At 40.8% G+C, this 14,454-nt stretch carries 13 protein-coding genes; 11 read left to right on the top strand and 2 right to left on the bottom strand.

Going from position 1 to position 14,454, the window contains the following annotated elements:
* Window positions 1-336 precede the first annotated feature (336 nt).
* On the top strand, window positions 337-2,991 hold the full coding sequence (gyrA, locus tag F0249_RS08885; RefSeq protein ID WP_017054559.1) for a DNA topoisomerase (ATP-hydrolyzing) subunit A: 2,655 nt from the start codon (window positions 337-339) through the stop codon (window positions 2,989-2,991).
* A gap of 170 nt (window positions 2,992-3,161) precedes the next feature.
* Entirely contained in the window at window positions 3,162-3,803 is a 642-nt protein-coding gene (locus tag F0249_RS08890) for a cytochrome C heme lyase (RefSeq protein WP_171756534.1), read from the top strand.
* A gap of 99 nt (window positions 3,804-3,902) precedes the next feature.
* Here F0249_RS08890 and F0249_RS08895 read toward each other — a convergent pair whose 3' ends face one another.
* Together F0249_RS08895 and nrfA are read right to left on the bottom strand one after the other, a co-directional pair.
* Window positions 3,903-4,214 (bottom strand): DUF1330 domain-containing protein, encoded by a 312-nt coding sequence (locus F0249_RS08895; protein WP_113797342.1) that lies wholly within the window; start codon window positions 4,212-4,214, stop codon window positions 3,903-3,905.
* 384 nt (window positions 4,215-4,598) lie between these two features.
* A complete protein-coding gene (nrfA, locus tag F0249_RS08900; protein WP_171756438.1) occupies window positions 4,599-6,032 on the bottom strand; it encodes an ammonia-forming nitrite reductase cytochrome c552 subunit in 1,434 nt (477 codons plus the stop codon).
* Between the two features lie 460 nt (window positions 6,033-6,492).
* Between nrfA and nrfB the strand changes: the two genes are divergently transcribed.
* From nrfB to F0249_RS08945, 9 genes are all read left to right on the top strand, one after another.
* Window positions 6,493-7,080, top strand: coding sequence for a cytochrome c nitrite reductase pentaheme subunit (nrfB, locus tag F0249_RS08905; protein WP_113797340.1), 588 nt, complete (start codon window positions 6,493-6,495; stop codon window positions 7,078-7,080).
* A gap of 4 nt (window positions 7,081-7,084) precedes the next feature.
* Window positions 7,085-7,777, top strand: a complete 693-nt coding sequence (nrfC, locus tag F0249_RS08910) for a cytochrome c nitrite reductase Fe-S protein (protein WP_017054553.1) — start codon at window positions 7,085-7,087, stop codon at window positions 7,775-7,777.
* Window positions 7,774-8,730: a cytochrome c nitrite reductase subunit NrfD gene (gene nrfD, locus F0249_RS08915; RefSeq protein ID WP_017054552.1), complete on the top strand. Its 957-nt coding sequence runs from the start codon at window positions 7,774-7,776 to the stop codon at window positions 8,728-8,730. The genes nrfC and nrfD overlap by 4 nt, the downstream gene beginning before the upstream one ends.
* Window positions 8,731-8,824: 94 nt before the next feature.
* Window positions 8,825-10,756 (top strand): heme lyase CcmF/NrfE family subunit, encoded by a 1,932-nt coding sequence (locus F0249_RS08920; RefSeq protein WP_171756439.1) that lies wholly within the window; start codon window positions 8,825-8,827, stop codon window positions 10,754-10,756.
* Window positions 10,746-11,276: a DsbE family thiol:disulfide interchange protein gene (locus tag F0249_RS08925; protein ID WP_171756440.1), complete on the top strand. Its 531-nt coding sequence runs from the start codon at window positions 10,746-10,748 to the stop codon at window positions 11,274-11,276. The genes F0249_RS08920 and F0249_RS08925 overlap by 11 nt, the downstream gene beginning before the upstream one ends.
* Before the next feature lie 41 nt (window positions 11,277-11,317).
* Window positions 11,318-11,728 (top strand): heme lyase NrfEFG subunit NrfF, encoded by a 411-nt coding sequence (nrfF, locus tag F0249_RS08930; RefSeq protein ID WP_253825296.1) that lies wholly within the window; start codon window positions 11,318-11,320, stop codon window positions 11,726-11,728.
* A gap of 115 nt (window positions 11,729-11,843) precedes the next feature.
* Window positions 11,844-12,032 carry a hypothetical protein gene (locus F0249_RS08935; RefSeq protein ID WP_017054548.1) on the top strand — a complete coding sequence of 63 codons (189 nt, stop codon included), beginning with the start codon at window positions 11,844-11,846 and terminating at the stop codon, window positions 12,030-12,032.
* A gap of 210 nt (window positions 12,033-12,242) precedes the next feature.
* A complete protein-coding gene (ribA, locus tag F0249_RS08940; RefSeq protein WP_113797334.1) occupies window positions 12,243-12,872 on the top strand; it encodes a GTP cyclohydrolase II in 630 nt (209 codons plus the stop codon).
* Between the two features lie 195 nt (window positions 12,873-13,067).
* Window positions 13,068-14,327: an imelysin family protein gene (locus F0249_RS08945; protein ID WP_171756442.1), complete on the top strand. Its 1,260-nt coding sequence runs from the start codon at window positions 13,068-13,070 to the stop codon at window positions 14,325-14,327.
* Window positions 14,328-14,454: the final 127 nt, after the last annotated feature.

Below are 14,454 nucleotides of genomic sequence, written 5' to 3' on the forward strand. Positions count from 1 at the left end.
ATTTTTCGTCATAGGTTGTTTCACAATAAGTGCTGAATGGGTGTAATAGTCTAACGTCAGATTGAAGAATGCAACCATGATGCTAGATTGCGTTATTGTCGTTTTTGCATGTGGTGGCTTAATGTCCAAAAATATGTATTTATATTGACTGCAAAACAACCTACTTTCAGTAAGATATGAATCGTCAGTGCAATTTTTCACCAATTGATTCGCCACCAAGCTCACAACATGATAAAAGGACGATGAAAGTGATGCCGAATCAGGTAAATTTGTGTTATATTTTTTGGTCTTGTACGTATTAAAAATACGATCAGACTATAGAGGGAAAATGGCTCTATGAGCGATCTAGCTAAAGAGATCACGCCCGTAAACATTGAAGATGAGCTTCGAGGTTCATACCTAGACTATGCGATGTCAGTTATCGTTGGTCGTGCTCTTCCAGATGTGCGTGATGGCCTAAAACCAGTACACCGCCGCGTATTGTTCGCGATGAATGTACTTGGTAATGATTGGAACAAAGCATATAAAAAATCTGCCCGTGTAGTGGGTGACGTAATCGGTAAGTATCACCCACATGGTGATAGTGCGGTATACGATACTATTGTACGTATGGCACAACCATTCTCACTTCGTTACATGTTGGTCGACGGTCAAGGTAACTTTGGCTCGATCGATGGTGATTCAGCGGCGGCGATGCGTTATACCGAAGTTCGAATGTCGAAAATTGCTCATGAGCTTTTGGCTGACTTAGAAAAAGAAACGGTAGATTACGTACCTAACTACGATGGTACTGAGCAAATCCCTGCGGTTTTACCAACAAAAATTCCGAACCTATTGGTTAACGGTGCTTCTGGTATCGCAGTAGGTATGGCAACGAATATTCCACCGCATAACTTAGGTGAAGTGGTAGATGGTTGCCTAGCGTTTATTGATGATGAAGACATTACTATCGATGAGCTAATGGGATTCATCCCAGGCCCAGATTTCCCGACGGCTGCTATGATCAGCGGACGTAAAGGCATCATTGATGCTTATAAAACGGGTCGTGGTAAAGTTTACATGCGTTCAAAAGCGGATATTGAAGTTGAGAAGAATGGTAAAGAGACCATTATTGTCACTGAAATCCCGTATCAAGTGAACAAGGCTCGCTTGATTGAAAAGATCGCAGAATTGGTAAAAGACAAAAAAGTTGAAGGCATTAGTGCACTACGTGACGAGTCTGATAAAGACGGTATGCGTATTGTTATCGAATGTAAGCGTGACGCTGTGGGCGAAGTTGTTCTAAACAATCTTTACTCTCAAACTCAGCTTCAAACGACTTTTGGTATCAATATGGTTGCGCTTGATAATGGCCAGCCGAAATTGTTTAACCTAAAAGAGATGATCAAGTGTTTCGTTGATCACCGTCGTGAAGTTGTAACTCGTCGTACTATCTTCGAACTTAAAAAAGCTCGTGATCGTGCTCATATCCTTGAAGCACTAGCACTAGCATTAGCCAATATCGATGAAATCATCGAACTTATTCGTAACGCAGCAACACCAGCTGAAGCAAAAGTTGGTCTGGTTTCTCGCGGATGGGATTTGGGTAATGTTGCTTCTATGCTTGAACGTGCAGGTACTGACGCGGCTCGTCCAGATTGGTTAGAAGATCAATTTGGTATTCGTGACGGTCAATACTTCTTAACTGAGCAACAAGCTCAGGCGATTCTAGAACTGCGTTTACACAGACTAACAGGCCTAGAACACGAGAAAATCTTAGATGAATATAAAGATTTGCTCGAAGTTATTGCTGAACTTATGCATATTCTTGCTAGCACTGAACGCTTGATGGAAGTTATTCGTGAAGAGCTAGAAGCAGTTCGCGACGGTTTTGGCGACCCTCGTCGTACAGAAATCACAGCGGCAATGCACGATATTGATATGGAAGATCTTATCACTCAAGAAGATGTGGTAGTGACGCTTTCTCACGAAGGTTACGTGAAATATCAAATCCTTAGCGACTACGAAGCTCAGCGCCGTGGTGGTAAAGGTAAGAGTGCAACTAAGATGAAAGATGAGGATTACATTGAGCGTTTGCTTGTTGCTAATACTCACGACAATATCTTATGTTTCTCTACTCGTGGTAAAACGTACCGCTTGAAAGTATATCAATTGCCTCAAGCGAGCCGAACCGCTCGTGGTAAGCCAATCGTCAACATTCTTCCACTTGAAGAAAATGAACGTATCACGGCTATCCTACCAGTTACTGAGTTTACTGAAGATAAGTTTATCTTTATGGCAACTGGTGACGGTACCGTTAAGAAGACATCATTAGCAAGCTTCTCTAACGTTCGTTCAAACGGCTTAATTGCGGTTAACTTACGCGACGAAGATTCACTGATTGGTGTTGACATTACTGACGGCGAAAGTGACATCATGCTGTTCTCTAAAGCGGGTAAAGTGGTACGCTTCAGTGAAGATAAGGTTCGTAGCATGGGACGTACTGCGTCTGGTGTACGTGGCATGAAGCTAGCGGAAGATGACCAAGTTGTGTCTCTGATTGTTCCTTCAAATGAAGGCGACATTCTAACTGTAACGCAAAATGGTTACGGTAAGCGAACGACGCTTGCTGAGTACCCAACGAAGGGTCGTGCAACACAAGGTGTAGTTTCTATCAAAGTATCAGATAGAAATGGCCCAGTTGTTGGCGCGGTACAAGTTGAGGAAGGTGATGAGATGATGATGATCACCGACGCTGGTACTCTAGTTCGTACACGTGTTTCTGAAGTTAGCCAAGTTGGTCGTAACACTCAAGGTGTGACGCTAATCCGCACGACTGAAGACGAAAATGTAGTTGGTTTACAACGCATTGATGAAGTCGAAGAGTCTGAAGTTTTGGACGGCGAAGATGTAGAAGGTCATATTGCTGAAGGTGAACAACCTGCTAGTGATATCGCTGAATCTTCTGACCAACCGGAAGCTCCGACTGAAGGTAGCGATAGCGAAGAGTAGTCTCAAGACTCACTGAGCATTCTCCCCAAAAACCGAGCCTTTGTGCTCGGTTTTTTTATCCATAAAATACATGACTTTTATTGATCAATCTTACAATTTACAAGCAAAAACAGATTGTAAGTGCCTAATTGATATACCATAAACTGATAATTAGAGTGAGAGGAAAGATGATGCAACAGTGGACATTCGTTTTTATCACTGTGACATGTGTATTTATCGTTGGTTTTATCTATGCAATGACGCCAAAAGGGGAGCAGAAGAAGTACTCCCTAGCGTTAGGCGTCGGGGTCGTAGGGTTAAGTGTACTCGCGTGGTTTGTCTTACGTCAGCCAGTAAAAACTGTCGCAGTGGATACCCCAGTTAAGCACTCTAGTCAGAAAATGATGACATTGAAGGAGGAGTTGCAAGCTCAACTCACACAAGATCCTAATCAAGGCGAGCTGTGGTTTCAACTTGGTCATGGTTACGTTCTTGAAAATGATTTTCAATCGGCGCTGACGTGTTTTGATTACGCAATTCGACTCAGTGAGAGCCCAACTGCAAGTCAATATGCGGCAAAAGCAACAGCACTTTATTACGTTAGCTCGCAACAAATGAGTTCGGATGTTGTTGCACTGTTAGATGCTGCTTTTGAATTAGATCCACAAAACCAAACGGGTTTAATGTTAGTCGCAAATGATCATTTTATCAGTTTCCGCTATCAACTCGCGATAGAGACTTGGACAAAAATTCTGGATTCGGAAAGACAAGAAGTGGATAGGGTAAGCTTGATTCAGTCGATTAATCGAGCCAAGGAGTTGGTAAATAATTGAAACCTTGATACAACTTCCAATCTAGAATCTGCTCCTAGATTGGAAGTTGAGTGCAATTTATCCACCTAAGCTATTCATTCACTTAAGATGTTCATTCTTCTATTCTGGTAACACCAACTTATCCACGATAAATGAGTTGATGTTTGTCGTGGAGTTCAGTCTAATTTGCTTCACTTTTGCGTATTCAGGGTCGTCGTGCCAAGCGAGTGCGGCTTCTTTATTTGGAAATTGAACCACAACCTTCATCTGAGCCATTTCCCCATCAACTACATGCCCTTCATTCGTGGCGACAAGAATTTCTCCGCCGTGTTTAGCAATCGTCGCTGCTGTTATGCCAATCGAACCTGGGTTGTAAAGCGAATACTGTTCTGGATCTGAAACATCATAATTTAAAATGAAAAATACCGTCATATGGATTCTCTTAATTTGGATTTTGGTTTAATTATAGAGTAGATAATTATCTATATTGCAGGAAATACTCGCTGTCCAAAAGGTGAATAAAGTCCAAGGATTATGGGTTGAAATTGCCATAATCGAATGCCTCATGATTCTGATGTGGATATTAATAGTGATGCGAATGGTTCTCAAACTAATTGCTGTTAGCTTTATGTTTGGTTAGATTTAATAGTATTAAGGATGGAAATGATTTTAAGCTTTATCAGCGAATTGAGTTCACTCTCTTCTAAATAGTAATAAAAAACCAGCCACGAGAGCTGGTTTTTGGAACAACATTGCTTATTGCTTATTGCTTATTGCTTATTGCTTATTGCTTATTGCTTAAAGGTTGTGAGTGGTTTATTTGTAGTCGTAACCCGCTTCACGTTTTTCTGCTTGCTCTTCCCACTGTGGAACGATGGTTTCTAAGAATTTCTTCTTATCAGCATTCATCTTATCCATATTCATACCAAGCGCTTTTTGAGCTTTTGCTTTGGTAGAGATATCAGGGATTTGAACAGGTTCAGTAATACCTTTCTTCGCAAGTAAGCGAATTAGCTTAGTACGCGCATCAGCGGCACGGTCAACTGCTGTACCTAGTACTTCAAGTGCAACTTCAGGAGCGTGCATATGAACACCGTGAGAAGCGATAGCGTAGTCCCAGCGCCATTGTGCATGACGAATATCTTGTAGGATAGGCTTCATTTCTGCTTCTGTTGCACCAGCATCCCATGCTGCGCCCGCTTCAAAGTGTGCTGCCACAATTTGTTTTTCAGCGGTTAGCTTCATGTTTGTCACTTGAGTTTTACGAGTCGCAACAATACTTTGCATTTGTTCTTTGCTTTGAGTATGACATTGTGCACACGTGTCATCAAAACGATCGAATGGGTTACCCACTTTATGATCAGTAAAGACTGTGCCATCTTCTTTGGTTACTTTCGGCATATGACAGTCAACACAAGCAACTTTATTTTTGCCGTGTATGCCTTCGCGCCATGTTTCAAAGCCTGGGTGTTGTGCTTTTAGCATTGGAGCTTTAGATACTTTGTGCGTCCAGTCTTTGAAGCCAATACCGTCGTAGTACTCTTCCATTTGCTCAACTTTAGTACCTTTGTCCCAAGGGAATTTCACACCTTTCGTTGGGCCAGTAAAGTAGTATTCAACGTGACATTGAGAACAAACTGAAGATTGTTGATCTAAGCGAGACTGGTGATCAAAGTTTTTTCCGATAGTGTCAAAAGCACGTTCAACATAGGGACGAGTGATTTTTAATGCTGGCTCGCCATTCTTGAACTCTTCACTTTTCGTATCGTGGCAATCTGAACAACCGATAGGATTAACGATTTCGTTACCTAGACGAGCCCATTTACCTTCAAAATAGCCATCTTCACCACGATCTTCAATTGAACGAGCTACATCAGGGCTTTTACAGCTCCAGCAGGCCATCGGCATAGGACCAGTCTTTTCATCTGTTGGTCCACCCGTTCTTAGGGTTTGACGTACATCATCAATCGCGTAAAAGTGACCACGAGCTTTGTTGTAATCTTTTGCAAAACCATATCCAGCCCACATGATAACCATATTTGGATCGCTTTTTAGTGCATCTTCCAGTTCTTCGCTTTCAGATGTCTGTTTCCAAGTTTGGTATTGGTCTGGGTGGTTTTGTTCAAATTGGGTATTTCGTGGGTCACCAATTTCTTTTTCTTCTGACGCTGCAAAACTGGCGAAACCAACTAAAGAGGTGGTTACCATCAGTAAGGTTGCAGCCGAATTACGTATCCAGTGCTTTTTCAAAATAATATCTCCGTATTCTAGATTTTTATAACAAGCGTTGTGAACTGGCTATATTCCAAATAAGAACTGGAGAGTTGTTGAAATAATAGTACATATCTTGAAACATTTATTAGCAACTATATCTAGAATTGTCTTAGATCAAATATCAATAGTGATCCATGTCTCATCTGGTTCCGTATAACCCTAAAGGGGTAGTTATTAAGCTTGTTTCTTCAAATAGTTCATATAGTTAGAGATATGACCATTATATTAATAAGGTGAAATAGGTCACTAATTTGAGAGGTGTATATATATATTCTACTACTATAGAGTTATTATATTTACTTATAGCGTTGTGGCTTATCCAGAATAAGAATTGATATCATTTAGATTTGGCAATATACCATTCTAAAGGTACATTTTATTTGACCGGAATAATTAAGTAGAGAGCTTAATTTCGCTGGTATAAGGAAAGGATATAATGGGCAATATAAAATTGACCATAGCCATAATGTTGAAGTCTCTTCTAGCATTCTGTCTCTATGGTTATTCCATCCATGCCGTTGCCGACTCTTCATCTGTTCAGGTTGAAAATGCCTCGACACGACATGAAGTCAGCCTCATTCGTGATAAAGATTATAAATGTGTGCAATGTCATAAAGATTCAAAAGAAACTCTTTTTGGTTCTCATGGCGAAGATGCGCATAAAATTCTTGGACGCGAAGTAAATTGTACGGAATGTCATAGCAATATTAGTCCTGATCACCGTGAAGGTGCTCCGAAGGTTATTAAGTACTCCAACGCTCAATCGCAACCTGGCTCTGAAAAGGTATTCCTTGAACCTGACGCTATTTTAAAAGCGAACAGTCAATGTACCGATTGTCATAAGCCAGAATATTTACGTGAGTCCAGTTGGACACACGATGTTCACGCGAAAAACTTAACTTGTTCTAATTGCCACGATGTTCACGCTAAGAAAGCGAAAGTATTGGCATTCGACAAGAAAGAAAAAATTAAGCTATGCGTGGATTGCCACTCAGACTTCAACCAGTTAAAAGAAGAGGAGTGATGTTATGAGTTGTTCTAGACGTAATTTCTTAGCAGGCGCTGGTGCCGTTATTGTTACTACTGGTGTTGCGGGTACCGCTGTTGTTACTAGCCGTAAAACATTGGCAAGCGTTCAAGAAGATGGCAATAAACGCTATGGTATGATCCACGATGAAACTGCTTGTATCGGTTGTACGGCATGTTCAGATGCTTGTCGTGAAGTAAATAATGTTCCTGAAGGTGTATCACGATTAGAGATCATTCGCAGTGAACCTCAAGGCGAATTCCCTGATGTTGAATACCGTTTCACTCGCCAATCTTGTCAACATTGTGAAAATGCTCCTTGTGTTATGGTTTGCCCTACAGGCGCAGCCTATAAAGATGAGAAAACAGGCATCGTCGATGTGCACCACGATAAGTGTGTCGGCTGTGGCTACTGTTTAGCGGCTTGTCCTTACCAAGTTCGTTTCTTCCATCCTGAAAACAAATCAGCAGATAAATGTAACTTCTGTCGTGACACAAATCTTGCTCAAGGTAAATTACCGGCATGTGTCGAGTCTTGCCCGACGAAGGCGCTGACATTTGGTGACTTGAACGATCCTGAAAGTGAGATCAATCAAGTATTGAAGAATGAAGTGGTTTATCGAGATAAGGTTCATTTGGGTACTAAGCCTAAGTTGTTCAAAGTACCGCATCAGAAAGGGGAGATTTCATCATGAGTGCATGGGACACCGCATTTCAATCTAGCACAGTCGTGTGGGATTGGATTATTGCTATCTACTTGTTCTTAGCTGGTATGTCAGCAGGTGCTGTAATGATCTCAATTTACCTTAAACGCAAGGTAATTGAAGGAAACCCAGCTGAAAATGGTATTTTGAAAGCGACGGCTTTCCTTGCACCATTCGGTATCATATCTGGCCTAACGATTCTTATTTTCCATCTAACAAAACCACTTTCGTTTTGGAAAATAATGATCTTCTTTAATCCAACATCTGTGATGTCTATGGGGGTTATTCTCTTCCAAGTCTACATGGCGGTATTGTTTGTTTGGATTGGTATCATCTTTAAAAAACAAATTGTCGATTTCCTACAAGGTCGCTTTGCATTTGTTGATGGTTTACTGGAGAAATTCACTAAGTTTGAGAATTCAATTGAGCTATTCCTTGGGTTCCTTGCGCTACTACTAGCGGCTTATACTGGTTTCCTATTGTCAGCACTTCAAACGTACCCAATGCTGAATAATCCAGTACTTCCAATACTGTTCTTGTTTTCAAGCCTATCCTCTGGTGCTGCGGCATGTATCTTATTCGGCGTTCTTGTATTTAAAGAGTCTCCGCATGGGCCAAGTGTTTCATGGATCCACGGGTTTGAACGTCCAGTCGTTATGTTTGAGTTGTTCGTTTTGGTCACCTTCTTCACTGGACTAATTTTCTCTGGTGGACAGGCTGAGATTTCGGCAATGAATGCGATTGGCGAAGGCTTTTGGGCATCTTGGTTCTGGTGGGGCGTAATTGGCGCAGGTATGTTGCTACCGCTTCTACTTAATGCAGTCACGCCTAAGTCAATTCGTCATAGTGGCGGTTTTATTTTAGTCGTAACAACGCTGAGTTTAGTGGGCGTATTGATGTTACGTACTTTCATTCTATACGCAGGTCAAATGACAGTTGTTTAAATCAGTTTTGATTGATAACACTAGTGTTTGAAAGTGTCATTGCTTGTAAACTATAAGCTCCACTGATTTTGGTGGGGCTTTTTTTTGAGGTTTTATGATTGGTGAGTTAGGTCTATTTTCTCTTGTTCTAGTCGCTTGTTTGAGTTCAATAATCTGTGTGGCTATTGGCTGGAAAAGACAGCAAAACTCGCCGATTGAACTCTCTACTGTGCGCTCTTGTACTCAGCTATCTGCGCTGTTTTCTATCGTGAGTATAGTCCTGCTTGGCTTCGCCTTCTATATTGATGATTTTTCAATATCATATGTTGCAGCGCACTCTAATACTGAATTACCGATATTTTTCAAATTGGCGGCCGTATGGGGTGGTCATGAAGGCTCCCTGCTTTTCTGGGTTTTAACTCTTGGGTGCTGGAGTGGTTTAATTACGTTGAACCGACGTTATCCGCGAGCATATTTGATCAATGTTCTCTGGGTGATGAATGGCTTAATTGCTGTGTTTGCGTGGTTTACGCTTATCGCATCCAATCCATTTGTGATGAGTTCTGTGATTCCTGTAGAGGGGCGAGATTTAAATCCTATGCTCCAAGATGTGGGGTTAATATTCCATCCGCCATTGCTCTACTTGGGCTATGTTGGCCTTTCGACGGTACTGGCATTTGCCGTTGCCGCCTTATTAACACCGGAAATAGAGTACAACTGGGTTAAGTATTGTCAGCCTTGGTGCCAGAGCGCTTGGGTGTTTCTAACTGGTGGCATTATTCTGGGCTCTTGGTGGGCTTATTACGAACTAGGCTGGGGTGGTTGGTGGTTTTGGGATCCGGTAGAAAATGCATCTTTATTGCCGTGGTTAACTTCAACAGCACTATTGCACTGTTTGCCTGTTGCTCGTTATAAGCGTCAGCTAATGAAATGGGCGTTTTCGCTGTCTTTTATCACTTTCAGTTTGAGCATTCTAGGCACGTTCATCGTTCGATCTGGAGTACTGACATCCGTTCATGCTTTTGCCGTTGATCCGGGAAAAGGATTGACACTCTTATTGATACTTTCACTTGTTTTATTCGGATCATTTTGTCTACTGCTGACTAGAGGTGACGAGATTAAATCCGAGCCTATCACTCACTTTCTGAGTAAGAGTTTTGTGTTACTGCTGGCCAATAGCCTGCTTATTGTTGCGATGATAGTTGTCCTCGTTGGGACCTTCTATCCCATGCTATTTAGCTTATTAGGATTAGGAAATATTTCGGTAGGAGCTCCTTACTTCAATACCGTTTTTTCTCCGCTAGCGCTCATTGCTCTATTTATGATGGGAGCCAGCCCTTTTATTTCTTACTACAAACAGCGTAAGAGCGTAAAACAAGTCGTTATCATTACCGCTATTACTTCTATCGTTGTTGGTGTATTGCTCTACCAGGTTCAAGTTGAATACAGTGATTGGCTAGTACAACTAACCTGGATAATTGCAGTTTGGGTGGTGTTATCTCATCTGTATTTGCTGAAATTTTCGCTGGCAACATCGGGCCGACTACGGAGCATTGCGGTTAATATGGCGCATATTGGTGTTGCTGTTGTTTGTATAGGTTCTGCGATGAATAGCGAACACTCTTATGAACTTAACCGCAGAATGGCACCAGGAACAGAAGTGGTATTCGCTGACTGGACGATCAAACATTTAGAGACTGAGTTATATATTGGGCCAAACTATACATCAGAGAAGATATGGTTAGAGATTAGCGGCAATAACCGGACAGATATCATTATACCTGAGAGACGCCATTATCAAGTCCGCGTAATGAATATGAGTGAACCGGCTATGAAATGGTTCTGGCATGGTGATATTTATGTCACGGTTGGAGAGAAGGTCGATCTCAAATCCTATGCTGTAAGGATTCAATACAAGGCGTATGTTCGCTGGATATGGCTAGGAGCGCTGCTTTCGATTTTAGGCGTGGTGTTGCTTTTAGTTCAACCAAAACGCAGTCGCGAAAATCAACAAAAAACCAATACAGGGGCTGGCTTTGCAAAATAAAACCAAACTAAAAATTGGCGTACTGTTCCTCGTGATGTGTGCTTTTATTGGCACTCTGACCATTGGGTTATCTGAGAGTCAGAGTAGTAAATCAGTTTCGGTTAATAAACCTTTACCTGAGTTCATGCAAGCGGACTTAAGAGATTCACAGCAAGTTCTCACCAAGGTTGATGTTCTTACAGAGAATGTTCAATTGCTCAATGTATGGGCCTCTTGGTGTGGCGTTTGTAAATCAGAGCATGAATTTCTCAAAGAATTGAAAGATGAGAATATTAATATCATTGGTTTGAATTATAGGGATGATCTTAAACTGGCAAATAATATGCTTTTGGAGGAGGGTGATCCTTACAGAAGGATCATATTTGATCCTCGTGGAGAGTTTGCGTTGGATCTTGGCGTTATTGGTACTCCTGAATCTTATTTAATTAACAGGGATGGAATTATAATTAAGAAATACAGTGGAGCATTAACCCGTGATATTTGGAATCAAGAATTTAAACGCTACTTTAATAATTACTGAATCGTTGAAGAAAAACTATGCGAATACTATATTTTTTTATGATGGTTGTATTAGCCTCTTGTCATGCTCAAGCCTCAACTGACGAGGTGTTTGTCGGAGCAAGTAAAGAAGTCAGCCAACAGGTTGAATTGTTTGAGTTTGATACGCCTTTACAGCAGAAACATGCCATTTTACTCGCAAAGTCATTGCGTTGCCCACAGTGTCAGAACCAAAATCTTGTCGAATCTAACTCTCCAATAGCTAAAGATTTGCGCTTAAAAGTCTTTACCATGGTAAAAGAGGGTAAGTCAGAAGAAGAAATAATAGAATTTATGACGGATCGTTTTGGTGATTTGGTTATGTATAAGCCCGCATTTAATGCGAAAAATCTATTACTTTGGATCTTTCCACTGCTGTTGTTGATCTTATTTCTACTCTTTGCGATCAAAAGTGTTAAAAAAAATAGTTTGTGACTATTATTCCATTTTCAATTAATGATTGTGTAATATATAAACGAAGTGATATTATTTAATCAAATAATATCACTTCGCACTATACCAAACGTTAATTGAATATAAGGCTTTGCACATGGACTCGATAACCTCGCAATTAAAAAATGACTTTTATGCGCATCTTCGTTCTATGCAAGCCAATAATTCCGGAATCTCGACCTCAAGTGTTTCTCTACTCACTCAAGAGGAGCTTTCTGAACTGGAAAGTGTTTGGATTCAATTAGCGGTGTGGAAAAAATCGCAGAAACAGCAACTGAATTGCTAATGTGTTCGTTATGTGTGGATAATATAACACATTGAAAATAAGAAACTTTAGTATAATGCCTCAATTTTATCATTATAAAATTGGGGCTTTTTATTGCCTGTGGATTGAAATGTTATAATATAACAATTATGATTTGGTCATTGAAAAATGAGGCGTGAGTCCCCATAGTTGAAGAATCGTAGTGCGAATACACTGCATTCCTTTTCTAAAATGCAGACAACAAATAGTCAAGTGAGTGAGAATATGGCGGAAGTACGTGCCAGAATAGAGTTGAAAGTCGGAGCAAAGAGTAACATCGATGCAGAGATGCTCTCTTTTAAAGGATTAGAAACGGATAAAGAACATGTAGCGGTTGTCTTCAAGTCTGTTGATCAGCTACCCACAATTCCGTTAGTTAGAATGCATTCAGAGTGCTTGACTGGCGATGTTTTTCATTCATCCCGTTGTGACTGTGGTGAGCAGTTAGAAGAAACGATCCAAAAGATGGGTGAGCAAGGCGGCATCATTCTTTATTTACGGCAAGAAGGTCGTGGTATTGGTCTATATAACAAGATTGATGCATACAAACTTCAAACTGAAGGGATGAATACCTATGAGGCGAACAATCATCTTGGATTTGGTGATGACCTTAGAGACTTCACTGAAGCCGCACAAATGTTAACAGCATTGGGTATTAATAAAATTCATTTAGTTACCAATAATCCTAAAAAAATCAATGATCTTAAGAACTTTGGTATTGAAATAGAATCAGTCGTTAACACGCTCGCTCATATTAAATCGGGCAACGAAAGCTATTTACAAGCGAAAGTCTCTCATGGGAAACACAACTTGAAGTTGTAGCCCTTCCTTAAAGTCTCTTCCCTAGATTTTCTGTTGAGTTTGAATAAAGCCTCACTATTGTGAGGTTTTTTTGTTTTTGTCTTGCAAAAAAATTGTAAATTTGTATTATCTCAAACCTAAGTGCAAATGATAATAAGTTGCACTATCAATATAATTAAAATTTAGAATACGATTAAGCTCAACAAGGACGCTTTCATGACTATTAAACATTTAGTGGCAACAACCATTGCATCGTCACTACTTCTAGCTTCAGGCTCTACATTTGCCGCAGTAACTAAAGATCAAGTAGTAGAGCATTACGCAGATATTGCTCACGCGGTATTTGAAGACTCTGTTATTACAGCGAAAACTCTGGAGACAGCAATTGATGGGTTTTTAGCCCAACCTTCAGCATCAAGTTTTGAGAAAGTAAAACAAACTTGGTTAGATTCACGCGTACCGTACCAACAATCTGAAGTATTCCGTTTTGGTAACGCCGTGGTCGATGACTGGGAAGGGCAACTGAATGCTTGGCCTCTTGATGAAGGTTTAATTGATTATGTTGGTAGTGATTATCAGTATGAGCTTGGTAATGAAGGTGCGAGTGCAAATATCGTAGCTAACAAAACTCTTAAAGTTGGTTCAAGTGTTATTGATGCAACAACCATCACTCCTGAGTTGATCGCAGATTTAAATGAAATTGGTGGCTCTGAAGCGAATGTAGCCTCTGGATACCATGCGATTGAATTCTTACTTTGGGGTCAAGATCTTAACGGTACAAATGCTGGTGCAGGCGCTCGTGCATACACTGATTTCGTTGTAGGCAGCGAATGTACTAATGGCAACTGTGATCGACGTGGTCAATATCTTAAAGCGGCTGCTGAACTTTTGATCCAAGATCTTGAGTGGATGGAAAAACAGTGGGAAGCCGGTGAAAAAGGTAACTATCGCCAAGAGCTATTAGCAGGTTCTGCTGATAACGGTTTGCGTAAAATGCTGTTCGGCATGGGGTCACTTTCATTAGGTGAGTTAGCCGGCGAGCGTATGAAAGTGGCATTAGAGGCAAACTCAACGGAAGATGAGCATGACTGTTTCTCTGATAACACTCATAACTCTCACTACTACAATGAGCAAGGGATCTATAACGTTTATACAGGTTTGTACAAACGTGAAAGTGGCAAGTTACTTTCAGGACCTAGCCTTTACGATTTAGTGGCTCAGAAAGACAAAAAAGCGGCTAAAGAGATCCAGAAACAGTTCGATCTAGCTCGCGCACAAGTTGGTCAATTGGTGACTTCAGCAGAGAAAAACAATCAGCATTTCGATCAACTGATTGCCGCTAACAACCCGGCAGGTAATGCTTTGGTTAATAAGACAATCATGGCGTTGGTTGCACAAACTGGTTCTATTGAAAGAGCGGCATCTGTCATTGGTATCAGCAGCTTAAACCCAGATACTGCCGATCACGAATTCTAAGCATAAAATAATAATATAGAAGGGCTCTCTTGAGCCCTTTCTGCTATCTCTAAAATAATAATCATATTTATGTCAATTACAGCGGAAACCGCCTGCAATATGACCACTCTTTGATGGCATTTTTGAA

The organism is Vibrio sp. 03-59-1 (genome assembly GCF_013114135.1).
In the GTDB taxonomy this organism is placed as follows: Bacteria; Pseudomonadota; Gammaproteobacteria; order Enterobacterales; family Vibrionaceae; genus Vibrio; species Vibrio cortegadensis.